The 22,217-nt window shown below is 57.5% G+C and carries 22 protein-coding genes; 6 read left to right on the forward strand and 16 right to left on the reverse strand.

From position 1 onward, the window contains the following. Positions 1-105: 105 nt before the first annotated feature. From sdhA to sdhC, 3 genes are read right to left on the reverse strand one after another with little or no spacing between them, the layout of a single operon-like run. The gene (sdhA, locus tag INR77_RS10925) at positions 106-1,938 is read right to left on the reverse strand and encodes a succinate dehydrogenase flavoprotein subunit (protein WP_223071083.1); all 1,833 of its coding nucleotides are present in this window, start codon (positions 1,936-1,938) and stop codon (positions 106-108) included. Continuing rightward, positions 1,938-2,324: a succinate dehydrogenase, hydrophobic membrane anchor protein gene (gene sdhD, locus INR77_RS10930; RefSeq protein WP_223071084.1), complete on the reverse strand. Its 387-nt coding sequence runs from the start codon at positions 2,322-2,324 to the stop codon at positions 1,938-1,940. The genes sdhA and sdhD overlap by 1 nt, the downstream gene beginning before the upstream one ends. 3 nt (positions 2,325-2,327) lie before the next feature. Further along, positions 2,328-2,717: a succinate dehydrogenase, cytochrome b556 subunit gene (sdhC, locus tag INR77_RS10935; RefSeq protein ID WP_223071085.1), complete on the reverse strand. Its 390-nt coding sequence runs from the start codon at positions 2,715-2,717 to the stop codon at positions 2,328-2,330. A 109-nt stretch (positions 2,718-2,826) separates the two neighbouring features. Here sdhC and INR77_RS10940 point away from each other — a divergent pair, with 109 nt between their 5' ends. The 4 genes from INR77_RS10940 to INR77_RS10955 all read left to right on the forward strand — a co-directional run bounded on the left by INR77_RS10940 (position 2,827) and on the right by INR77_RS10955 (position 5,631). Beyond that, entirely contained in the window at positions 2,827-3,552 is a 726-nt protein-coding gene (locus INR77_RS10940) for an SDR family NAD(P)-dependent oxidoreductase (protein WP_223071086.1), read from the forward strand. Between the two features lie 84 nt (positions 3,553-3,636). Then, a complete protein-coding gene (locus INR77_RS10945) occupies positions 3,637-3,906 on the forward strand; it encodes a GIY-YIG nuclease family protein (protein ID WP_255573749.1) in 270 nt (89 codons plus the stop codon). Between the two features lie 52 nt (positions 3,907-3,958). Then, positions 3,959-4,864, forward strand: a complete 906-nt coding sequence (locus tag INR77_RS10950; protein ID WP_223071088.1) for a 50S ribosomal protein L11 methyltransferase — start codon at positions 3,959-3,961, stop codon at positions 4,862-4,864. A 95-nt stretch (positions 4,865-4,959) separates the two neighbouring features. Next, the gene (locus INR77_RS10955) at positions 4,960-5,631 is read left to right on the forward strand and encodes an SDR family oxidoreductase (protein WP_223071089.1); all 672 of its coding nucleotides are present in this window, start codon (positions 4,960-4,962) and stop codon (positions 5,629-5,631) included. Here INR77_RS10955 and INR77_RS10960 read toward each other — a convergent pair. The 11 genes from INR77_RS10960 to INR77_RS11010 all read right to left on the reverse strand — a co-directional run bounded on the left by INR77_RS10960 (position 5,628) and on the right by INR77_RS11010 (position 17,073). Continuing rightward, positions 5,628-6,128, reverse strand: a complete 501-nt coding sequence (locus tag INR77_RS10960; protein WP_223071090.1) for a CinA family protein — start codon at positions 6,126-6,128, stop codon at positions 5,628-5,630. The two genes, INR77_RS10955 and INR77_RS10960, sit on opposite strands and share 4 nt — an antisense overlap. Next, positions 6,128-8,206, reverse strand: a complete 2,079-nt coding sequence (ligA, locus tag INR77_RS10965) for an NAD-dependent DNA ligase LigA (RefSeq protein WP_223071091.1) — start codon at positions 8,204-8,206, stop codon at positions 6,128-6,130. Before ligA ends, INR77_RS10960 begins: the two co-directional genes overlap by 1 nt. Continuing rightward, complete coding sequence (locus INR77_RS10970; RefSeq protein WP_223071092.1) at positions 8,196-8,555, reverse strand: hypothetical protein; 360 nt, start codon at positions 8,553-8,555, stop codon at positions 8,196-8,198. The genes ligA and INR77_RS10970 overlap by 11 nt, the downstream gene beginning before the upstream one ends. 71 nt (positions 8,556-8,626) lie before the next feature. After that, the gene (locus tag INR77_RS10975; RefSeq protein ID WP_223071093.1) at positions 8,627-9,139 is read right to left on the reverse strand and encodes a hypothetical protein; all 513 of its coding nucleotides are present in this window, start codon (positions 9,137-9,139) and stop codon (positions 8,627-8,629) included. Continuing rightward, positions 9,139-10,806, reverse strand: a complete 1,668-nt coding sequence (recN, locus tag INR77_RS10980) for a DNA repair protein RecN (RefSeq protein ID WP_223071094.1) — start codon at positions 10,804-10,806, stop codon at positions 9,139-9,141. The genes INR77_RS10975 and recN overlap by 1 nt, the downstream gene beginning before the upstream one ends. Positions 10,807-10,953: 147 nt before the next feature. Next, complete coding sequence (locus INR77_RS10985; protein WP_223071095.1) at positions 10,954-11,319, reverse strand: hypothetical protein; 366 nt, start codon at positions 11,317-11,319, stop codon at positions 10,954-10,956. A gap of 35 nt (positions 11,320-11,354) precedes the next feature. Next, the gene (locus tag INR77_RS10990) at positions 11,355-12,149 is read right to left on the reverse strand and encodes an outer membrane protein assembly factor BamD (protein ID WP_223071096.1); all 795 of its coding nucleotides are present in this window, start codon (positions 12,147-12,149) and stop codon (positions 11,355-11,357) included. 100 nt (positions 12,150-12,249) lie between these two features. Then, positions 12,250-13,296, reverse strand: coding sequence for a tetratricopeptide repeat protein (locus tag INR77_RS10995; RefSeq protein WP_223071097.1), 1,047 nt, complete (start codon positions 13,294-13,296; stop codon positions 12,250-12,252). A gap of 137 nt (positions 13,297-13,433) precedes the next feature. Continuing rightward, on the reverse strand, positions 13,434-13,955 hold the full coding sequence (locus tag INR77_RS11000; protein WP_223071098.1) for a hypothetical protein: 522 nt from the start codon (positions 13,953-13,955) through the stop codon (positions 13,434-13,436). Positions 13,956-14,197: 242 nt separating this feature from the next. After that, complete coding sequence (locus INR77_RS11005) at positions 14,198-14,869, reverse strand: putative 2OG-Fe(II) oxygenase (protein WP_223071099.1); 672 nt, start codon at positions 14,867-14,869, stop codon at positions 14,198-14,200. A 92-nt stretch (positions 14,870-14,961) separates the two neighbouring features. After that, entirely contained in the window at positions 14,962-17,073 is a 2,112-nt protein-coding gene (locus INR77_RS11010) for a molybdopterin oxidoreductase family protein (protein WP_223071100.1), read from the reverse strand. A 100-nt stretch (positions 17,074-17,173) separates the two neighbouring features. On the opposite strand from INR77_RS11010, the gene INR77_RS11015 reads away from it, so the two are divergent. Together INR77_RS11015 and INR77_RS11020 are read left to right on the forward strand one after the other, a co-directional pair. Further along, complete coding sequence (locus INR77_RS11015) at positions 17,174-18,064, forward strand: hypothetical protein (protein ID WP_223071101.1); 891 nt, start codon at positions 17,174-17,176, stop codon at positions 18,062-18,064. Positions 18,065-18,318: 254 nt separating this feature from the next. Next, a complete protein-coding gene (locus INR77_RS11020; RefSeq protein ID WP_223071102.1) occupies positions 18,319-19,521 on the forward strand; it encodes a DNA cytosine methyltransferase in 1,203 nt (400 codons plus the stop codon). Here INR77_RS11020 and INR77_RS11025 read toward each other — a convergent pair. Both INR77_RS11025 and lepA read right to left on the reverse strand, forming a co-directional pair. Continuing rightward, complete coding sequence (locus INR77_RS11025) at positions 19,507-20,349, reverse strand: Cfr10I/Bse634I family restriction endonuclease (protein ID WP_223071103.1); 843 nt, start codon at positions 20,347-20,349, stop codon at positions 19,507-19,509. The genes INR77_RS11020 and INR77_RS11025 overlap by 15 nt on opposite strands. 3 nt (positions 20,350-20,352) lie before the next feature. After that, positions 20,353-22,170 (reverse strand): translation elongation factor 4, encoded by a 1,818-nt coding sequence (gene lepA, locus INR77_RS11030; protein WP_223071104.1) that lies wholly within the window; start codon positions 22,168-22,170, stop codon positions 20,353-20,355. Positions 22,171-22,217 lie beyond the last annotated feature (47 nt).

The raw sequence follows: 22,217 nt of genomic DNA on the forward strand, positions 1-22,217 counted from the left end.
TCGAAATAACTGCGACGACAAATAACTCGTCACAGTCATTAGCGAAGAGCGACCTAAAAAATGGTGAAAAAAGCCGAATTTAGAGCTTATCGACAGTATTGCATATCAATACACCCGCGCTTTGGGCTTAATGTAGCTCACATCTTCAGTCAGCGTGTAGTCGTGCACCGGACGGTAATCGATGCGGATGTTGCTGCCCTGGCCGCCCCAGCCTTCGAACCATGCGACCGTGTGCTTCATCCACTCGGCATCGTTGCGATCGGGATAATCCTCGTGCGCGTGGGCCCCGCGGCTTTCCTTGCGGTTGGCAGCGGATGCCATCGTCACATTCGCCTGGCTCATCAAATTGTCGAGCTCGAGCGTTTCGATGAGGTCGCTGTTCCAGATGAGCGATTGGTCGGTCACGTGGATGTCTTCCATGCGCTTGTTCTGTTCGGCGAGCAGTTTGACACCTTCGTCCATCAATTCCTGATCGCGGAAGACGGCGCAGTGTTTCTGCATCGCTTTTTGCATATCGGCGCGGATCGCGGCAGTTGGTGAGCCACCCTTCGCATAACGGAAGTGATCAAGACGCGTGAGAGCAAAGTCTGCGCTGTCGGCGGGCAGTTCAGGCTGCGATGCACCGGGGGTAAGGTTGTCCTTAAGGTGCAGACCCGTCGCGCGGCCAAAGACCACAAGGTCAATGAGCGAGTTTGAACCCAGACGGTTCGCGCCGTGGACCGACACACAGGCCGCTTCGCCAACGGCGTAAAGGCCCGGCACAACCGTATCAGGATTGCCGTCTTTACCGATGGTCACAACCTGGCCGTGATAGTTACACTGAATACCGCCCATGTTGTAGTGAACGGTTGGCGTCACAGGCAGAGCTTCGCGCGTCAGATCGACGCCTGCGAAAATCTTGCCGCTTTCGGTGATGCCGGGAAGCCGCTCTGCCAGAACCTTTGGATCAATGTGGTCAAGGTGCAGGTGAATGTGGTCGCCATCTGCGCCAACACCGCGCCCTTCGCGCATTTCAAGAGCCATTGAACGGCTGACAACATCGCGCGAGGCCAGATCTTTTGCAGAAGGCGCATAACGCTCCATAAAGCGTTCGCCTTCGCTATTTGTCAGATAGCCGCCCTCACCGCGTGCGCCCTCTGTGATAAGAACGCCCGCGCCGTAAATGCCGGTCGGGTGGAATTGGACAAACTCCATGTCCTGCAACGGAAGGCCTGCACGCAGCACCATGCCGCCGCCATCGCCCGTGCAGGTGTGCGCGCTAGTCGCGGTGTAGTAGCAGCGGCCATAGCCGCCCGTTGCCAGCACTACGGACTGCGCGCGGAAACGGTGGATGGTGCCATCATCAAGGCACATCGCCATCACGCCGACGCATTGTTGAACGCCATCCACGTCCGCCATAATGAGGTCGAGCGCGAAGTATTCAATGAAGAAGTCCGCGTCGTATTTCAGGCTCTGTTGATAGAGCGCATGAAGCATTGCGTGGCCGGTACGGTCAGCTGCGGCACAGGTGCGCTGCACCGGAGGGCCATCGCCCATATTCTGCATATGGCCGCCAAACGGACGCTGATAGATCGTGCCGTCTTCGTTGCGGCTGAAAGGAACGCCCGCGTGCTCAAGCTCGTAAACCGCCTGCGGCGCTTCGCGGACGAGATATTCAATCGCGTCCTGATCGCCCAGCCAGTCTGACCCCTTCACGGTGTCATACATATGCCAGGTCCAGTGATCGGGCGTGTTATTGCCAAGCGATGCCGCGATGCCGCCTTGCGCTGCGACCGTGTGGGAGCGCGTCGGGAACACCTTGGAGATATTGGCAGTGCGAAGGCCAGCTTCGGCAGCGCCCGTTGTCGCACGAAGGCCAGAGCCCCCTGCCCCGACGACGACGACGTCATAAGTGTGGTCGATGATCTTATAGGCATCGTTTGCGGGTTTAGTTGCCATCAGGCAGCTCCTGTCAGTGCGAGGCGGGCGATGCTGAACAATGCAAACGCGCCGCCGCCAAATGCGGCAAGGTTGAGTGCGGTCAATGCTGCGTACTTAAGACCAGCGTCATGCACGTAATCTTCGATCAAGACCTGAAGCCCCAGCTTTGCGTGATAAAATACGCTGATGATAAGCAGCATCATAGGTACGGCGGCAATCGGTTGAGAGATCCACCCCGAAACCGTTCCGTATGAAAAATCAGGCAGCAGCACGAAGCTGACGATAAGCCATGTCATCAGGATAAGATTGCCGACGGCGGTCGTGCGCGCGACCAGCCAGTGATGCGCGCCGTGATGCGCCGAACCAAGTCCGCGAACGCGGCCGATGGAAGTGCCGTTACCCATGGCTTACGCTCCTTTTCCAAAGATGATGTAAGCCCAAAGAGCCGCGGTAAGAAGGATCGCGATAATCGGCGAAGCGATTGACCACATCCGGTTGGTGTCCAGTTCATACCCAGCACCAATATCAAGGACGAAGTGCCTCAAACCGCTCATCATATGGGTAAAGAATGCCCAGGAAAGACCCACCAGCACCAGATAGCCAATCGGCGATGCGGCCACGGACAGGAATGTCTCATACGCCTCTGGCCCGCTTGCAAGCGCGCCCAGCCACCAGACCAGCACGGCAAGGCCAACCAATGCCATGCCATCTCCGGTTGCACGGTGCAGGATCGACACCAGCATATGCGGTCCCCACCGCCAAATCTGGAGGTGTGGTGAAAGCGGTCTTTGGCTCATAATTGTCTCATGCAGATTGTTTATCCCCCGCCCCACTTAGCGAAGTGAGAGCGACACGCAAGTCTGCACGCGCTCGACTTTGCTTGCGAAATTATCGATAGAGCGTTGCATGAGTTACATCCTTGTCACCGGAACCAGCCGCGGGATCGGCAAAGCTGCGAGGGATTCCCTCGAAGAGCGCGGCCTGAAAGTCATCGGTCATGCGACGCAAACGGGTGATGATCAGACCATCGCCGCAGATTTCAGAGACCCGATGGCGGCACAAATCCTGTGGAATGAAGCGCTTGCACGGTCGGGCGGTGACATCATCGCGGTCGTCAACAACGCCGGATTGTTTGAAGCGAACTCGCTCGATTCTTCCGATATCGAATGGCTCGACCGGTGGGAGGACACGCTGCGCATCAATCTGACCGCGGCGGCGCAGATCAGCCGGTTCGCGGTTCGCCATTGGCAGGGACGGCTAGCGGGTAAAAGCGGGGAGCGCGGACGATTGGTCCATGTTGCAAGCCGCGCGGCCTATCGCGGCGATTCGCCTGCGCACTGGCACTATGCAGCGGCTAAGGGGGGAATGGTGGCGATGCACAAGACGATCGCGCGAGCCTATGCGGCGGAGGGCATTTTGAGCTTTGCCGTGACGCCAGGGTTCACCGACACAAGCATGGCTGGCGATTATCTGGCCAGCCGTGGCGGCGCAGGTCTTTTGGCCGACATCCCGCTTGGCCGGGTGGCGACACCGGAAGAAATCGCCTCAATCATCACCTATTGCGCGCTTGATGCGCCAGCGAGCATGACCGGCGCGGTGATCGACGCCAATGGCGCAAGCTTTGTGCGGTGATTTTGTTGTCTGCATCATCAAGCCGTCACCCCCGCGAAAGCGGGGGCCCCGCTACCTAGAATGTCGCAAGGTGGCTGGGTCTACATGATGAGCGACCGCTATCGAGGCGGAATTTATACGGGTGTGACCGCGGATCTCGCCGCGCGTGTAATTCAGCATAGAGAGGGCAGCGGATCGCGCTTTGTTGCCCGCTACGGATTTACCCGGTTGGTTTATTCTGAAAGACACGAAGCAATAGAAGACGCTATCGCGCGTGAGAAAGCGATTAAGAAATGGAGGCGGGCTTGGAAGATCGAATTGATCGAAAAGCTCAATCCCGATTGGATCGATCTATTCGACACGCTGAACAATTAAAGAAGCGGGACCCCCGCTTGCGCGGGGGCGACGTTTGGGGTTTGAGAACCGAATGACAAGCTGGAAACTCACCGCTCACGCGCCAAAGAAAATCGTGCAGGCTGCGCTTCTTGCCCATGATGAGCTCGAAGAATGGGACTTTGATCTCGTCATCGCCGGGCGCGAGCTTGATGAGGCGCACCCTCAGGACTGGGTTCTCGAAGGGTGGTATCCAACCAAGCCCGGCAAAGAGCAGATCGACGCGCTCAAAGGCCTGTTCGAGGGGCCTGCGCCCGATGTTGAAATCGAAAAGCTGCCCGAAACCGATTGGGTTGCGCAAAGTCAGCAGGGAACGCCCCCCATTCGCGCGGGTCGCTTCTACGTCCACACCCCCGATTTTGAGCCTGATCCTGGCCTCGTCAATTTCGTCATTCCCGCATCGCAAGCCTTTGGAACGGGCCAGCACGACACCACTGCGGGTTGCCTTGAAGTTTTGAGCAAGATGAAAAGCTCAGCCATTCGCGCGCGGCGTATTGCAGATATTGGGACGGGTACGGGCCTCTTGGGCTTTGCCGCCATGCACCTTTGGCCCAACGCGCGCACGACCGCCTCTGACATAGACCCGGTGTGCGCCGATGTCGTCCATGACAATGCCGAGCTGAACGACATCCCTCTTGGTTCAGGACCGGGAGAAATGACCATGGTGATCGCCGACGGGATGGACGATCCGCTGCTTCGCCTACGCGGGCCTTATGACCTTTTGATCGCCAATATCCTTGCAGGGCCATTGGTTGAATTGTCGCATGATTTTGCCGAAAACGTTGCACCCGGTGGCAGTTTACTGCTTGCGGGGCTCCTACAGGGCAAGCAGGAAAGCGCCGTTCGCCGCGCCTATCGCCGGGTTGGCTTTCGCCTGGCCGGAAGCCTGAAGCGCGGGGATTGGGCGATCCTGTGGTTCAAACGCCGCCGAATAATTTAGCTCCCCGCGCCAGAGACGGCGAAACTATTTCGGAACAGCTTGCCCTGCTTTTCCATTGAAGAGGCAAGACATTTGCAATTCAAAGGACAAGCAACATGGCAAAGACCCTTCTTATCACCGGAGCATCGTCAGGCATCGGCGCGGCAAGCGCAAAGGCCGCTGCGAACGCAGGCTGGAACGTCGCCCTGTGCGCACGCTCGACCGACAAGATCGAAAAGCTCGCCAGTGAAATCGGCCATCACGCGCTCGCCATCACCTGCGATGTGACGAACCGGGACGAAATTCGCAGCGCGCTTGAGAAAACCGCTGAGCATTTCGGCGGGATTGATGCGGTCTACGCCAACGCTGGCACCGGGGTCGAGCAAGCGGGCATCGAGAATGGCGATCCCGACGAGTGGCACACCATGATCCACGTGAACGTCCTTGCGCCCCTGTTGCTCGCGCATGAGGCGATCCCTTTTCTTAAGAAAACCAAGGGCCACTATATCGTCACTGGTTCCAAAGCGGGCCGCGACAGTTTCAAGGGCTCTGTGTATTCCGCGACCAAGCATTTCATTCACGGGTTTGGTGAAAACCTCGCCGAAGAAATGCGCGAATGGGGTGGCCGGGCGACCATTATCGCGCCCGGCATGGTCAACACGCCGTTTTTCGACGAGCCAAAGCCTGACAAAATCCAGCCCGAAGATGTAGCGAATGCGGTGGTCTATGCACTCTCGCAGCCCAAGACAGCGGCGGTGCGCGAGATTTATATCATGCCCAACGATTAAGGCGCGGTGTTTAGCGTCTGCTCAAGCAGCATGAGCGCGTTGCGGGTAAAGGCCGCCATATTGTCAATCCGGTTCTCGCTATGGGTTTCAAGCAGGCGTGCATATTCGCCTGCTACCCCTGCGAGCGCCGCGACGCTTGTGCCTGCTGCCGCGCCGCTGGGATGCGATGATCCACCGACCGAACCGCTTTCGGCAAGGCCCCACTGCGCCCCGAAATTGTCGCGGATGGCGCGCGCTTGCAGCATGGCATATTCCTCGCTCGCGCCGCGCATCCCCTTGTATGCTTCGCGAGGAAGATCGAACAGCACGTCGCGCGCCCTGAACGAATAGACCACCCCGCCCCCAACGAAGAAATCCAGCGCTCCGGGCACGGTAAGAAGGCTTGCCGCGATCAACCCGCCGGTTGCACCATCGGCAACCGCAACTTTCTCTCCCCGCGAACGCAGCAGTTCTGCGATCCGAACGGCTTGAGGGTGAAGTTCCTTGAGCAGATCCATCAGCCAGCCTCCGCCACAATCGCCGCCCAGCCGGCCTCATCGACCACTTCGATGCCAAGGCTTTCAGCTTTCTTGAGCTTTGATCCGGCCCCCGGCCCCGCGACGAGGAGATCGGTCTTGGCGCTCACGCTGCCAGCAGCTTTTGCGCCCAATCGTTCGGCCTGCGCTTTGGCTTCGTCGCGGCTCATGGTTTCCAGCTTGCCGGTGAATACGACCGTCTTGCCAGCCACCCGGCTTTCGACCGTTTCAACCTCATATCGCGGCGGGTTCACGAGAGAGAGCAAATCTTCCCATACCGCGACATTGTGCGGTTCGTGGAAGAAGTCACCGAGCGCCTCCACCACGCTTGGCCCGATCCCATCAATTGCGGTCAGCTCGCTCGCCGCTTCCTCATCGCCTGATCGCGCCTTTTGCGCAATCTCGCGGAGCGCGGGCAATTCGTGCACGTGCTTCATCAAATCGCGCGCAGTCACTTCGCCAACGTGGCGTATGCCAAGGCCGAACAGCAGCCGCGCGGCATCCGGCTCGCGCTTGTTTTCCACAGCGGCCAACAGGTTATCCACAGACTTATCCTGCCACCCCTCAAGCGCGAGAATGTCCTCGCGCCGCTCTTTCAAACGGAAGATATCAGCAGGGCTTTCAAGCCATCCAAGCTCGAAGAATTGGGCAATGGTTTTGGTGCCGAACCCATCAATGTCGAGCGCCTTGCGGCTGACAAAATGTTCCAGCCTTTGCGTGCGCTGTGCCGGACAGATCAGACCGCCTGTGCAGCGCACATCGACATCATCATCCTGCGCCACCGCTTCGCTGTCACAAACGGGGCAATGATCGGGGAAGTGGAAAGGCTCGCGTTCTTCATCACGGGTGAGATTTTCGACCACCTGCGGGATCACATCGCCCGCGCGCTGGATCACGACGCGGTCGCCGGGGCGAACGCCCAGACGCTCTATCTCGTCGCGATTGTGCAGCGTGACATTTGTGACTGTCACCCCCCCGACCAGAACCGGCGCGAGGCGACCGACCGGCGTCAGCTTGCCCGTGCGCCCCACCTGAATGTCGATGGCCTCAAGCGTCGTTTGGGCTTTTTCCGCCGGGAATTTATGCGCAAGCGCCCAGCGCGGTGCCTTTGCGACAAAGCCCAGGCGCTGCTGATAATCGAGGCGGTCGACCTTATAAACGACGCCGTCAATTTCGTAGGGCAGATCGGGGCGCTGTCGGCCGATCTCCTCATAATGCGCGATCATTTCATCGACGCTCGTCGTGCGGGTCAGGAATGGTGAGAGGGGAAAGCCCCAACTCTCAATCCTGCGCATCATCGCTTCTTGCGTGTCGCACGGAACCTCGGACGCCGCGCCCCAGCCATAGGCCCAGAATTTAAGCGGGCGTTTCGCCGTGACGCTCGCATCTTTCTGACGGAAAGAACCTGCGGCGGCGTTGCGCGGATTGGCGAAAAGCTTGGCACCGGCCTCCTCTTGCGCTGCGTTCAACGCAGCAAAATCGGCGCGTGACATATAAACCTCGCCGCGCACTTCGAAGACGTCCGGCACGCCGTCGGGCAACTCCTGCGGAATATCGGAGATATGCCGCGCATTGGCGGTCACATCCTCTCCCACCTGCCCATCGCCGCGTGTAGCCGCGCGCACGAGCTTGCCGTTCTCGTACCGCAGCGAGCAAGAAAGCCCGTCGATCTTATCCTCGGCGGTGATCGCTACTTCCTCATTCGCTCCCAAATTCAAATAGCGCCTGACCCTTTGGGTCCAATCTTCGACCTCTTCGCGGTTAAAGCCATTGTCGAGGCTCATCATGCGAACCTCGTGAGTGACCTTGCTCAAAGGCGAAGCGGCGATTTCATGCCCGACCTTTTTCGAAGGACTGTCATCGCGGATCAGATGCGGAAACGCCTCTTCAAGTTCGCGATTGCGCCGGACCAGCGCATCGTACTCCTGATCGGTGATCTCAGGAGCATCATCGGCGTGATACAGTTTGTCATGGTGCGCAATTTTGCGCGCAAGCCGCATCAGTTCGTTGGCGGCATCGACTTCGGAAATTTGGGCGGGGTCTTTTGGATCAGGCGACATTGGTGGCATTCAGGAAAATGGCTGCGGCGATGAGGCTGACAATGGACTGTATCACCCACCGCTTCCAGCCTGCACCTAAGAATTCTTGGGGACGCGAGGCGAGCAGAAGGTTGAGCAGCCCCAAGACGGTGATCGTCGCCATAAGGCCAAAGTTGAGAAGCGTCGCGTAAGGAAAGATCGAGGTCAGCCAATCGGGAGCATTGCCCGTATCGGGAACCACGACCTCCGCTGCCCGAATGCCCCACATAAGCAGGCCAGCAAGACCAAACAGCGTACCCCCAAGCGAGAGGAGCAGCGCCGCAGTCACCGCTGCTTTTGCGGGTAGCCGTTGTATTGCTGTTTCCACCATTCTTCGGTGTTTCGTGCATCTAGGCTGTGGGTTCAACCCAATTCATAAAGAGGAGGGTCATCGAAACCCCATCACTCCCCGCTATTGGGAGAATCAACCTCAACCTGTTCAGGCAACTCAAGCGGCACACCATTGTCGTTGTTACCGATCACGATCCCGTCGCCGTTGACATCAATTCCAATCTGCAAATCTTCAAAATCGGCGAAGATTTCCTTCACGCGCGCCTCGGCTTCTTCATCGGTCAAATCGCCGCGTTCATTGGCCCGACTGATCTCTTGCAGTTCGGGAAGCGCCTCACGCCATTTGTCGCCAGCATCATCGGGCAGTTGAATGAAGTCGCCCACCTCGTCACGCAAATCGCGTTCAAAAGAGCCATCTTCGAGCGCCGAACCAATGCCCACCGCTAGCAGGATAGGCGCCAACAGGCCGACCCCGGCGGAAACCACGAAGACTTTGCGGAAATCCATTTCGGTAAGGAAATACAGAACGCCCATCACGCCCAGCCCCACAATCGCCGCAAGGCCCACGCCCGCAAGCAAAACCGTGAGCACCAGCGCCGCCAGAAGGCCTCCGATAATTTCCATTAAACGTCCTCAAGTAGTCGATCAGCCTGAGCGCGCGCCTCCGATGTAATTTCCGCGCCAGAGAGCATTCGCGCGATCTCTTCCTGCCTGCCTTCGGCGGAGAGCTCAACCACGCCCGTCTTAGTGACTGTGCCCTTCGACGATTTGGCGATGAGGTAATGCTGACTTCCGCGCGCGGCGACTTGTGGACTGTGCGTGACAGCGAGGAGTTGCCCCTCTTCGCTGGCAAGGCGCGCGAGGCGTTCACCGATCGCGCTGGCGACTGCACCGCCGACGCCCCGGTCGATCTCGTCAAAGATGATGGTAGCTGCCCCGTCCTTTTCAGCGAGAGCGACCTTCAAGGCGAGGATGAAGCGCGAAAGCTCCCCGCCCGATGCAATTTTGCCAAGCGGGGCAAAGTCAGAGCCAGGGTTGGTCGAGATGAGGAATTCCACGCCGTCCATGCCGTGCGCGCCCCAGCGCTCCTCTGGAAGTTCGGTGATCGCGGTCTGGAAACGCGCGGCATCGAGTTTGAGCGGCGCAAGCTCTTTTGCCACAGCTTTATCGAGTTTTTTCGCGGCTTTAACACGGGTTTCATGGGCTTTTTGCGCAGTTTGGAGATATGCCTCGCGCGCCTCAACCGCGCCCGCTTCGAGCGCGTCCAACTGCGCCTCGCCGCCTTCAATCGCATCCAGCCGCACTCGCATATCCCGCATCACTTCGGGCAGAGCATCCACTTCGCAGCGGTGTTTGCGCGCAAGGGCGCGAAGGTCAAACAGGCGCGTTTCTGCCGCATCCAATGCCTGCGGATCATGGACGAGAGCCTGAGCCGCCGCCTCAAGCTTCTCTTCGGCCTCACCCGCCTCAATCACAGCACGGTCAAGTGAGGCGAGTGCTTCGGCCAAAAGCGGGTGCTGATCCGCGATACGGTCGAGACGGCGCGCGGCGACGCGAAGGCTGGCAAGCGGGCTGTCCGAACCTTCCCAAAGGTGGCGCAGCTCCTCAAGATCGCCCGAAAGCTTTTCACCCTTTTGCATATCGGCGCGCGTTGCTGCGAGGCGGGATTCTTCACCGGCTTGCGGTTCAAGCGCGGTCAGTTCAGCCAAATGCGCGATCAGCAAATCCTGATCCTCGCGCGCCTGTTCTACCTCATCGCGCGCCTCGGCCAATTGCGCCTCGGCCTTGGCCCAGGCCTTCCAGCGTCGTTCAAGCGTCGCGACATCGGTGCCGGCAAACCGATCAAGCAAGGCCATGTGTCCGCGCGGATTCACGAGGCCGCGATCATCGTGTTGCCCATGCAATTCAACCAGCGAGCCCGCCAGCTCGCGCAGCAGGCCGACGCTTGTGGGTTGATCGTTGATAAACGCCTTGGAGCCGCCATCCGCCTTTACCTGACGGCGGATGATGAGCGGTTCGCCCGGCTCGATCTCAATATCGGCATCGTCGAGCGCCTCAGCAATCGCCTTTGGCATTTCAGCAAATTCAAAGCTGGCCGAAACGCTCGCCTTGGCTTCGCCGCCGCGCACGAGCGAAGTTTCCGCCCGGTCACCCAGTACAAGGCCAAGCGCATCCAAAAGGATCGACTTACCCGCCCCCGTCTCCCCGGTAAGCACACCAAGCCCGCGCCTGAATTCAAGATCAAGCGCTTCGATCAGTACGATGTTACGAATGGAAAGCCGGGTCAGCATTGCGAGGCAGGTTTAACCCAAACAATGCGCCTCGTCACGCGAGGAAAGAGCGGAAACGAACAGCTTTGAACAGCGAGATGCACGCTCTGCTTTTTACTCGGGTGAAGAACCGCCTTGATAAAAAGGGCAAGCCCCCTTTCCCTTGCGCTATTCCTTTGCCGCCGCGTCGTCTTCACCCTTTGCATCTGCGCTCATTTCGGAAAACAGGCCGATGACAACTCCAATCAGCGCGAAGATCATGCCGTTGATCGGGCCAAGGGTGACTTGGAAATAGTGCATCAATGCAAGCGAGGCCGCCAGCATCAGCACGGCCAGGATCACCATCACGGGCACTTGCTTGCGGGCATCGAAATCGGGATTGAAGCGCTTCTTGAAGAGGCTTCGCACGCTGATCCCGGCGCCCAGCGCGAGATAACTTGCGCCGATAATCGCAAAGCCGCGCGCGATCTCTCCATCCCAAAAGGCAGAACCGCCCAGATACAGAGCGATGAGAAAATAGGGAAGGGACAGCAATATCAAGACGCTATCTCAGCCAATTGCATCTGCGTTCAGATAGGCGTGACATCGCTCGCGTGGTCTTCGATCAGCTCGAACGCTTTCTCATACCATTCGCTGCCCGGATAGTTTGCGCCAAGAACCGCTGCGTATTTCACCGCCTCTTCGCGGATGCCAAGGGCAAGGCTGCTTTCAGTCAGACGATAAAGCGCCTCTGGCGTATGGCTGGTTGTTTCATACTGATCGACCACATTGCGGAACCGCAATTGCGCGGCAAGCCAGCGGCCAGAGCGTTGGTAAAAACGCCCGATTTCCATCTCCTTGCCCGCCAGGTGATCGGCCACAAGGTCAAGTTTCAATCGCGCATCGGCGGCATATTCGGTTTGCGGGAAACGACGGTTCACTTCGCGAAGCGCGGTTTGCGCTTGTTCAGTAATCGACTGATCACGGTTTACGTCGGAAATCTGCTCGTAATAACAAAGCGCAATCAGATAATAAGCGTAAGGCGCATCCTTGTTACCCGGGTGGATCGACAAGAAACGCCGCGCGTTTGAGATCGACTTATTATAGTCCCGCGAAATGTAGTAGCTAAACGCGCTCATCAACTGCGCACGGCGCGCCCATGGCGAATAGGGGTGCTGACGCTCCACCTCATCGAACAGGGCGGCGGCAAGCTGCGTGTTTCCTTGATCGAGGCGGCGTTGAGCCTCTGCATAAAGCGTCTCCACATCGCGAGCGACGTAGGCAACGTCTTCATTGGCAGCGCCGCCACCACAAGCGGAAGTGGCAAGGATTGCAGCGCCAAGAAGCGCAGCGCGAGAGATTTTCGCAGTGATCGAACGTGTCATAGCGCGCAGCTATAACCAGCCCCACACTGAACGCCAAGTGAAGTTAGCGAAACTTTGCGCCTGTCTTGCACAGATCAGATAGCGAACGCCATCTGCGCCCTTATGCCTGACCTTCAAGCTTGGCGATTTTCTCCATCACCGCCGGCACTTCGCCCGCTTTGTCGATAAAGCGGCGATAGTTATCGAGCGCCAGTCGATTGTTGCCAAAAGCGGCTTCGATATCGCCCATGAGCAGCAGGAATTCCGGGTTGTCGGCAAACACGCGTTCAATCCGGTCTTTCGCCTCACGCGCGCCTTGGGCATCGCCCGTTGCCAGCTTGTAACGGGCGACCTGCCATTGCAGGAACGGGAAATCGCCGTGATTCTCAAGCGCAGGTTTCAACGCCTCACCTGCCGCATCGAGATTACCCAGATCAAGGTAAAGCCCCACAACATTGGTGATCGGCAGAGGATCGGCAGGGTTGATTTCGTTGGCACGTTTGTAATGGTCAATGGCCGCCTTAAGGTTGCCCTCAAAGATGGCTTTGCGCCCCGCAACCATACGCGCTTCGAGAACGTCGGGGCCGTTTTGGAAAGCGGTATTGGCGAATTTCTCCGCTTCACCCGGCAGGCGGAAATCGTAGAGCTGGTCTGCAGCCAGCGCGTTCAGATGCGGGCTTTGCGGAAACGCGTCGAGGGCATAGTCCATCCCGGCTGCAAAATCCTCATCCTCACCCATTTCGCGCAGCGCCCACAGCACCATGCGATAATCCTGTTCGGAATAGGCCTCTTGCGGCAGATCATCATAAAGCGAGACGGCCTTGTCCGGCGACCCTTGAAGCACGTGCGCGTGTGCGCGGGCAATGCGGCGTTCTTGCTCGCTCAAGGCATCGGGCGACAATTGGTCAAGCGCAGCAATCGCGCGGTTGCCATCGCCCAGCATCAGCATCAGATCGAGCTGAAGCTTGCGCACCTGATCATCGACCTCGCCATTGGCGAGCACATAGGCAAGATGCGCATTGGCGATGCGATATTGGCCATCGTCGAACGCGGCCTTGGCATCTTCGTATGTGGACGAGGTGCTCATCACATCATCACAGCCACCAAGAGAGGCAACGAGAGCAAGGGCGAGAAGGCCGGAGAGCGGCTTTGAAGCAAAGTGTTTCATGAAGAGCGTGGTTAACGCAAATCCCCTAAATTTCTCTAAAACTGGCGCTTGGATTTGAAACACAAAAAAGGCCAGCTTTCCGTGATGGAGAGCCAGCCTTTTTGATTGTTCAGTGAACTGAATTGGGTGTGTTGGCCTTAGCCTTCAGCGCGTTTCTTTTGAGCGCGTTTTTTGGAAAGGCGACGGCCGCCGATCGCGCCTGCTGCTGCAAGGCCGAAGAGCGCCATGCCGCCTGGTGCTGGAACGTCCGTACCGCCCGAGGTTGAGCCGCCAGAAGTGCTGCCGCCCGAGGTGCTGCCGCCAGTTGTCGTGGTTGTGCTGCCGCCGGTCGAAGTGGTTGTGCTGCCGCCAGTTGATGTAGTCGTGCTGCCGCCCGTGGTGCTGCCACCAGTCGTGGTGCTGCCGCCGGTGGTGGTGCTGCCACCTGAAGTGCTGCTGCCGGTTTTTGTCGACTTGGTCGACTTCGTTGATTTGGTGAAGAACGATTTGGTGAACAGCGACTTGGTCGTCAGGTCTGTCTTGGTGGTTTTGCTAAAAAGCGAAGTTTTGGTCGTCTTGAAGAACGTCGCATTCGCGTCCGACGGGATCGTTGCGGCCACAGAAGTGGTGGCGACTGCAGCGGTGACGATCGCTGCCTTGGTGAGTTTCCGATATTGCATCTGTCCTACCCTTTTTACTTAACGTGACGCCGCTGACGACGGCCCTTTTTGACTTCGGCCTTGGTAAAGCAACGGGCGTGCCAAACTTTGGAAAACGTCGGTTTTTCAGGGATTGCGAAGGTTAACGGGGTCAGCGCCTATCCAAGCCTTGTCAAAATTCCCGACACATTTTCGATGGCTTGCATTGGGCCGCCACCTGAAGTCAGGCCGAACCGAAGCTTTTGCCCCGGCCCATCGCCCGGTCACGCGTTCCAGATGCCCAGAATGTGCGCCATCGGGGTGATGTTGGTCATCTCGAACTGCTCATACTCCTCAACACGTTCGGGATCGGGGAAGTAATTGCCGCTGATCGAAACGCGCTTTTCCTCGCTCATATTCCGCCTGGTGTAGTGTGGCGCATAGCTTGGGAAGATCACGAGATTGCCGACTGCTGGCTCAATTTCGACCATGGTGCGGCGCGCAACTGCATCGAGTGCAAAGACAAGCTCACCGCTGTTTTCGGGATATTGCGGGTAATACACCCAGGACAGCCCATCGGGCCAGCCGCCGCGCATATGCGTGTGGTAATCGGTGTTCTGACCCGGATTGAGAATATGGCCCCAGCTTTCCGCGTCTTCAAAAGGCTCAAGATAAGGGTTGAGCGTGCGGAAGAATCCATCAATGCGCTGCAATAGAGCGGCCACATCGGGGTTGTCATAAGGCAGGAGCGAATCTTCTGCTTTGGTATCGCCAACCTCTACGCTGCGCCGCTCGCTTTCCATGGCGATTACCGCATCGGAGATGGCCTGGTTATCAAGGTCAACGCCAATCGGCACGATCAAATGGCCAACAGAAACCATCGGCGCGAAATAGGTGAAAGGATCCTGAGCGATAGGAACAATATGCTCAGGATTGGGATTAAATGGTTTGTTCATAACGTGTTAGCTCCGCCCATCGTGGTTAGCTATCACGCTTAACGCAAACCCATTAAGTCATGGTAAAGTGGACTTGGTCCTGCTCATTGACCTCAGGCGATGGCTTTTGCCTTTACTGGCGCAACCTCGACCACAATCCCGTTGAGAACTGCATTGCCGGTGAGCGCGTCATACCGCCGCGTATCAATCAGATCGTTGATCGAAACCCCGGCATGATCCGCCGCCGTCTGCCAGCTTACGCCTTTCCTATTGTGCCCCCATCCGTGGGGGAGCGAGACGACCCCTCGCATCACATCCTCAGTCACTTCGGCAGTGGTTTCGACACTTGTGACGTTCGAGGTGATTGTGATCGTTTCGCCATCGCCGATACCCCTCGCCTCGGCATCTTCGGGATGGATCATCAGCGTGCAGCGATCCGGCCCTTTGACGAGGCGCCTGGAATTGTGAAGCCAGCTGTTGTTTGAACGCACGTGGCGCCGCCCAATGAGGCGCAGGGCATCGTCAGAAGCCTGATCCAACGTCTTTGCAAAGCGTTCAAGGTCCGCGACAAGTTCTGTCGGGGCGACATTGATCTTGCCCGTGTCGGTGCGAAGCCGATCTTTGATGCACGGCTCCAACGGACCCAGATCGACGCCGTCCTCCATCGCCTCAACTTGCACCAGGCTCATGCCCGCAGGCGAAGCTTTGAGCATGGCGTCCAATTGATCGCGCGGGGTCTGGATATTGGGGGCCGATGTGCCTTTCGCCGTGTGGACCGCGAGTGCGAGCTCTTCCACGATTGTGCTATCGGCCTTTGCTCCCTCCTCAATCTCCAGCGTGGGCTTGGAATAGGCACCGAAATTGCGCACCGAAAGGGGGCCGAAGAACATATTGAAATGGTCTTTTTCCAATGGCCCGCACGGCGGCAGGATATAATGCGCATGGCGCGTCGTCTCTGTAATATGCGGGTCAAAGGCGACCATAAGATCGAGGGATTTGAGCCCCTCTTCGGTCTTGTTCCCGTCAGGCGCTGAGAGAACCGGATTGCCCGCCTGAACAAACAAGACACGGATGCGCCCCTCATCTTCTCGAAGCATCTCATCGGCAAAAGCAACCATCGGGGTTTCGCCCATGACGCTTGGCAAAGTGCCGCGCGCTGTGTCGACCGTGCTCACCCCGCCTCGCCCGTTAAGCCCGACAAGATCGAACAAAGGTTTAGGGAACATGGTGCCCCCTGCCCGGTCGAGATTGCCTGATGCGAGGTTGATTAGCTGCACCAACCATTGGTTGAGCGCGCCGAACTCGCACACCGAAACACCCATACGGCCATAAATCGCAGCGGGTTCGTCGCCCGTGAACGGCTTTGCTAACGCAGCGATCTCGTCCGGCGATACACCACAATAAGCCGAAAGCTCCTGCGTATCGAAGCGCTCCACCGCCTCACGCACCGTATCAAGCCCATCGTCGCACACCTCGGCAAGACCGGGACGAAGTGCAGACTTCGCCTCAAGCACGGTTTTAAGGATCGCGATCAACAGCGCGGTATCCGTCCCCGGCTTGATCGGCACCCATTGGTCAGCCAGCTTTGCTGTTTCGGTCCGGCGCGGATCAACCACGGTGAGTGTCCCCCCGCGCGCATGAAGTTCGCGCAGCCGGCCGCGGAAGTCGGGGACCGTCCAAAGGCTGCCATTGGAAGCCATCGGGTTACCGCCAAGGATCACGATGGCTTTAGTGCGGTCAATATCGGGCACGGCGGCGAGACTGACATGGCCGTACATCTGATATTGCACATAATGGTGCGGCATCTGGTCAAGAGTTGAGGCGGAATAGGACCGCTTTGCCCCAACCGCCCGCTGTAAATGACGCGATTGCAGCACCAGCGCATAATCGTGCGCCGTCGGATTGCCTCGGTAAAACGCAGTCGCCGCGCCATCAGGATCAAGCTCAGCCACCTTGGCCGCAATCTCGCGATAAGCCTCGTCCCAACCCATCGGCTCCCACGCCTCACCCACCCGCTTCATCGGTGTGCGCAGACGATCAGGATCATCCTGCAAATCCGCAATCGCAGTCGCCTTGGGACAGATATACCCCCGGCTCAGCGCATTGTCGGGATTGCCCTTGATCGAGAGGACGCGCCGCCCCTCCACCTCAACCAGTATCCCGCAATTCGCCTCACAAATATGGCAGGTGCGCTTGTGAATCGTAGTGGTGGGTTTGTCACTCATGGATAGGCCTCTCTCTTCCGCCCCTTCTGCCGTCCGGCACACCCAAGAGCAAGGCACGCATTTTCCTACTCTGCCTTTTTCTGCTCTTCCCCCAAGAGCCATGACCCGCCGCGCCGATCCCCGCACCGCCCGCACTCTCGTCCCCCGCGCAGAGCTGCCCGACTTCGCCCCCGTCCCTCGTCAGAGCAATCGCCACGACGGCTGGACTGACCAGCGCCAGCAGGACTTCATCCACGCCCTCGCCGACACCGGCTCCGTCGCGAGCGCGTGCAAGGCGGTCGATATGAGCACCAATGGCGCATACTACCTGCGCCGGCAAAAGGGGGCGGAGAGTTTCCGCGAAGCGTGGGAAAAGGCATTGGACATCGGCGTTCAGCGGTTGGAGGACGTCGCCATGGACCGCGCATTGAACGGCGTGGATGAGCCCGTCTATTCCTATGGCAAGCTGATCGGGTCACGCAAAAAGGTCAACGACCGCCTTTTAATGTTCATGCTCAGAAACCGCGCGCCCGAACGGTTTGGCAAGAACGGCAGCGACCTGAAAGGCCTCAACGCCATCGGCAAGATGGAAAAGCGCCGCTTGAAAAAGAAATGGCGCAAAAAATGGGAGAAAGAACAAGCCACCGCCGCCGCAAAAGCGAAAGCGGCTGCCAGCAATCAAAAGTCCGTTCAAGCGATCCGCGATAGCATCGACGCCAAAATCGACCGCTTTCGCGCGCAAGTCGAACGCGAGCGCGCCCGCGAATGGGAGCAAATGTCCGAAGACACCCGCGCAGCTTGGGCGGAGTTTGAACGCCTACGCAACCGCGACTTTGACCGCTTGGCCGCCGATGAAGAATTCCGGCGGAGGCATGAGCGTGGCCCGCGCGAGCACGTGAATTGCGAACCATTCGACTGGCGAAAGAAGCCCGTGACCAAGGTGAGGAAGACGGTGCACTCGCTTAAGGATGATGGGTGGGATGAGACGGAGCCAGAAGAACCGTCATCCTGAACTTGTTTCAGGATAACAGAGGTTGGCGCTTGCTGAGAGGGTTATCCCGAATCAAGTTCGGGATGACGATTGAATTAATCCCCTCCCGCCTGCGGGAGGGGCAGCGAGACTTAGTGAGCCAAAGGCGAACTTAGTTCGAGTGTGGTGGTGGACGTGGAAAAGTATGTCCAAATTGGCCCTTCTTGACCGTCTAGCACTTGATGATGTTCCACTAATGTTTCACTAGTCGGATAAGCTTGCACGGAGATACATTTATGTTAGGCGAGAAATCATCTGCTAGGTTATATGCGATTGATGCCGACTTTACATCAGTGCGAAAGAAGGCGACACGCAACCGTTTCGCTTGTGTTGGGTTAGGGCGCGTCAGTGATCATGGGAAAGTGATCAGCCTATTCACGGGTGCAGGTGGCATGGAAATCGGTCTCGAAAAGGCTGGCTACCGAACTGCAATCTGCGTCGAAATCGATGCAGATAGTCGCGCTACTCTGCGGAAAAATCGTGAAGCTTGGACGCTCTTTGAAGACGGGCAGAACAGGCTGCCGGGCGACATTCGCTCCATCAAGCCGGAGGAATTGCTACTCAAAGCGAACCTTAAGCGCGGAGAGGCAGCGCTGGTGACTGGCGGGGCTCCGTGTCAGCCATTTAGCAATATGGGGAAGAAGCTCGGCAAATCTGACCCGAAGAATGGGGATTTATTCCTGGAATTTGTTCGGATTGTGCTTGGAACTCAGCCTAGAGGCTTCATATTTGAGAATGTGGCAGGGATTGCGCAGGGTCGGCACGCAGAGATCGTCGATTATATGACCGCGCAATTCGCTGGTTCGGGATATAACGTGGCTTTCGAAGTGCTAAATGCGGCCGACTACGGAGTGCCGCAACAACGTAAACGCTTCATCATGCTAGGTCGTCGAGATGGCGAGCCAGCTTTCCCGCTACCTACCCACTCGGCCAGCGGCCAATTAGGCGCCGAATTCGCGCCGCAACCAGAACTAAATTTGAAAGAGTGGACAAGCGTTTCGGATGCTTTCGACGCAATTCCCAAAGAGAATTTCAGTCGCTTCGACTGTATTGGGATGCGTCACGCGGACTACATGGTCGAGCGCATGGCCCGAATCCCACAGGGAAGGAACTTCAAAGTCCTTCCTATGGAAATGCGCCCGCAGTGCTGGCAGTCGGGCAAACACCAGGGGCAAGATACTTTTGGGCGCATGGAATTTCACAAGCCAGCGCCCACCATTCGGACCGCTGGCTACAACCCAACAAAGGGTAAATACATCCACCCCATTGAGCATCGAGGAATAAACACGGCAGAGATGGCTGCATTGCAATCATTCCCACCGGATTGGGAGTTCCATACCGCATCGGGCAAGCCCAGTATTGTCAGCATTGGAAGGCAAATCGGAAACGCTGTTCCACCAAACTTTGCTGCAGCATTGGGGCAATCAATTTTTGCCTAAATTCTTGGGTGCTAAAATCTGTTTCAGCGTAACGCGCAACTCTTCCGGGGTGTTGACTTGGAAAAGTTCATCAACAGCCGACTCAGGCTTACCGAGCACATCAACAATTGAATGAGTCGCCACTGTCTTGAGCGCCTCTCTGTCAGCCTCTCCACACGCGCCAGCTATTCCGAAATAACGGATGCCTGGAGCGTCAATTGCCCACAACCTAGTTTGAATATGACGATAGAGAGCCTTCATCAAACTCCCTTCGTGCGCAATCTGGAGACGGCGATCAGGTCGAAGACCCGACTTTACTGAACAATACCCGATTATTTCATCGAATCTGGCAGCGCCTTCGAGCGACGCATAGAGCGAATTAACTTTGTCCAACACACTGGAATCTACATCGCTGATATCTGGAAGATCAAGCAATGCAGCAGACACCACGACGAAGTCAGGATTTGATGAAATCAGGCTAACGTCTGCCTCTTCTCGTAGCGTTGCCCTGAGGTCGGAAATCAAAGTCGCGATCTCGGCCTGATATAAGTTTTCGCAACTGAAAATGTTCACATTTGGTAATCTGACTAGCGCGAACTCAGTACCCTCTGTGCGTGCAAATTCGTTAGCTGCCAAAGCGATTAGAGTTTCATACCACTCGCCGCGGGAATTGTTCAGCGCGCCTCTTGTAACGCCCTCATGTTCTTCGCGTATCCCCTCTTCTATTTCCCTTATGAACTCGCCAAAGTTAGGCAGATCAAACGCAGAGCGATTGTCAATCGCTTCAACAAATGCGTCGGTTCGATTAACCGAAATTGATCCATTATCGTGGTGTGTTACTTTCGCCAAGCGCTACTCCTCCCCCATCCTCAGCGCAGCAATAAACGCTTCCTGCGGAATACTCACATTCCCATATTCGCGCATCCGGGCCTTACCCTTCTTCTGCTTCTCCAGAAGTTTCTTCTTACGCGAGATATCGCCGCCGTAACATTTGGCGGTCACGTCTTTACGCATGGCGGCAATCGTCTCACGGGCGATGATTTTGCCGCCGATGGCGGCTTGCACCGGAATCTTGAACAGGTGGCGCGGGATGAGGTCTTTTAAACGCTCACACATTCCGCGGCCGCGTTCTTCGGCGACGCCTCTGTGCACGATCAGGGACAGCGCATCGACGGGTTCGGCGTTCACGAGGATGTTCATTTTGACCAAGTCCCCTTCGCGAAGGCCAACTTGCTCATAATCGAAGCTGGCGTAACCGCGGCTGATCGACTTCAGGCGGTCGTAGAAATCGAACACCACTTCGTTCAACGGCAGCTCATATGTCACCTGTGCGCGCCCGCCGACATAGGTAAGGTCGGTTTGGATGCCGCGCCGGTCCTGACACAATTTCAGGATCGAGCCGAGATATTCGTCGGGGGTGTAAATCACCGCCTTGATCCACGGTTCCTCAATACTGGCGATGCGGTTCACATCGGGCCAGTCGGCGGGGTTGTGAATGTCGATGGTGGTCGCATCCTCGGTCTTCGATTTGGACAGGTGGACGCGGTAAACCACCGATGGCGCGGTGGTGATAAGGTCGAGGTCGTATTCGCGGCTCAACCGCTCTTGAATAATCTCAAGGTGGAGAAGCCCCAGGAAACCACAGCGGAAGCCAAAGCCGAGCGCCGCGCTCGATTCCATTTCGAAAGAGAAGCTGGCGTCGTTCAAACGCAGCTTGCCGATGCTTTCGCGCAATTTTTCGAAATCGGCGGCGTCCACGGGGAACAGGCCGCAGAAAACGACGGGCTGGACTTCCTTATACCCTTTAAGCGGTTCGGTGGCGCCGTTTTTAACCGTGGTGATGGTGTCACCGACGCGAGCCTGTTCGACCTCTTTAATCTGCGCGGTGATAAATCCGATTTCGCCGGGGCCAAGTTCGGGCAGCTGCTCAATCTTTGGCCGCATACAACCGACGCGGTCGACAAGGTGCTGTGTGCCGCCTTGCATGAATTTGATGTTCTGCCCTTTGGTAAGGACGCCTTCGATCACGCGGACAAGGATGACGACGCCAAGGTATGGGTCGTACCATGAATCTACGAGGGAGGCTTTCAATGGCTTGTCGCGCTCGCCCTTGGGCGGGGGGATTTTGGCGACGACCGCTTCGAGCACGTCTTCGATGCCGATGCCGGTTTTGGCCGATGTCATCACCGCGTCAGATGCGTCAAGGCCGATGACCTCCTCAATCTCGGCCTGAACGCGCTCTGGCTCTGCGGCGGGGAGGTCGACCTTGTTGATGACGGAGACGATTTCGTGATCGTGCTCAATCGACTGATACACATTGGCGAGGGTTTGCGCCTCTACGCCTTGCGCAGCGTCGACGACGAGAAGCGCGCCCTCACACGCGGCGAGGGAGCGGGAGACTTCATAGGCGAAGTCGACGTGGCCGGGCGTGTCCATCAGGTTAAGCTGATAGGTTTCGCCATCCTTCGCGGTGTAGTTAAGGCGCACGGTTTGCGCCTTGATGGTGATGCCGCGCTCTTTCTCAATGTCCATGTTATCAAGGACTTGCTCCGACATCTCACGCTCTGTCAGGCCGCCGGTGAACTGGATCAGCCGGTCAGCAAGCGTGGATTTGCCATGGTCGATATGCGCAATAATCGAGAAATTGCGAATTTTAGAGAGGTCAGTCATTTCGGAAGCGCATTTAGCGATCCTTGACCTCAATGTCATTTAAGAAA

The organism is Erythrobacter sp. SCSIO 43205 (genome assembly GCF_019904235.1).
Lineage (GTDB): Bacteria > Pseudomonadota > Alphaproteobacteria > Sphingomonadales > Sphingomonadaceae > Erythrobacter.

Excerpts from the sequence above, each read along its gene's own strand:
- sdhA (WP_223071083.1), bottom strand. The coding sequence starts at position 1,938 with ATGGCAACTAAACCCGCAAACGATGCCTATAAGATCATCGACCACACT.
- sdhD (WP_223071084.1), bottom strand. The coding sequence starts at position 2,324 with ATGGGTAACGGCACTTCCATCGGCCGCGTTCGCGGACTTGGTTCGGCG.
- sdhC (WP_223071085.1), bottom strand. The coding sequence starts at position 2,717 with ATGAGCCAAAGACCGCTTTCACCACACCTCCAGATTTGGCGGTGGGGA.
- INR77_RS10940 (WP_223071086.1), top strand. The coding sequence starts at position 2,827 with ATGAGTTACATCCTTGTCACCGGAACCAGCCGCGGGATCGGCAAAGCT.
- INR77_RS10945 (WP_255573749.1), top strand. The coding sequence starts at position 3,637 with ATGATGAGCGACCGCTATCGAGGCGGAATTTATACGGGTGTGACCGCG.
- INR77_RS10950 (WP_223071088.1), top strand. The coding sequence starts at position 3,959 with ATGACAAGCTGGAAACTCACCGCTCACGCGCCAAAGAAAATCGTGCAG.
- INR77_RS10955 (WP_223071089.1), top strand. The coding sequence starts at position 4,960 with ATGGCAAAGACCCTTCTTATCACCGGAGCATCGTCAGGCATCGGCGCG.
- INR77_RS10960 (WP_223071090.1), bottom strand. The coding sequence starts at position 6,128 with ATGGATCTGCTCAAGGAACTTCACCCTCAAGCCGTTCGGATCGCAGAA.
- ligA (WP_223071091.1), bottom strand. The coding sequence starts at position 8,206 with ATGTCGCCTGATCCAAAAGACCCCGCCCAAATTTCCGAAGTCGATGCC.
- INR77_RS10970 (WP_223071092.1), bottom strand. The coding sequence starts at position 8,555 with ATGGTGGAAACAGCAATACAACGGCTACCCGCAAAAGCAGCGGTGACT.
- INR77_RS10975 (WP_223071093.1), bottom strand. The coding sequence starts at position 9,139 with ATGGAAATTATCGGAGGCCTTCTGGCGGCGCTGGTGCTCACGGTTTTG.
- recN (WP_223071094.1), bottom strand. The coding sequence starts at position 10,806 with ATGCTGACCCGGCTTTCCATTCGTAACATCGTACTGATCGAAGCGCTT.
- INR77_RS10990 (WP_223071096.1), bottom strand. The coding sequence starts at position 12,149 with ATGACACGTTCGATCACTGCGAAAATCTCTCGCGCTGCGCTTCTTGGC.
- INR77_RS10995 (WP_223071097.1), bottom strand. The coding sequence starts at position 13,296 with ATGAAACACTTTGCTTCAAAGCCGCTCTCCGGCCTTCTCGCCCTTGCT.
- INR77_RS11000 (WP_223071098.1), bottom strand. The coding sequence starts at position 13,955 with ATGCAATATCGGAAACTCACCAAGGCAGCGATCGTCACCGCTGCAGTC.
- INR77_RS11005 (WP_223071099.1), bottom strand. The coding sequence starts at position 14,869 with ATGAACAAACCATTTAATCCCAATCCTGAGCATATTGTTCCTATCGCT.
- INR77_RS11010 (WP_223071100.1), bottom strand. The coding sequence starts at position 17,073 with ATGAGTGACAAACCCACCACTACGATTCACAAGCGCACCTGCCATATT.
- INR77_RS11015 (WP_223071101.1), top strand. The coding sequence starts at position 17,174 with ATGACCCGCCGCGCCGATCCCCGCACCGCCCGCACTCTCGTCCCCCGC.
- INR77_RS11020 (WP_223071102.1), top strand. The coding sequence starts at position 18,319 with ATGTTAGGCGAGAAATCATCTGCTAGGTTATATGCGATTGATGCCGAC.
- lepA (WP_223071104.1), bottom strand. The coding sequence starts at position 22,170 with ATGACTGACCTCTCTAAAATTCGCAATTTCTCGATTATTGCGCATATC.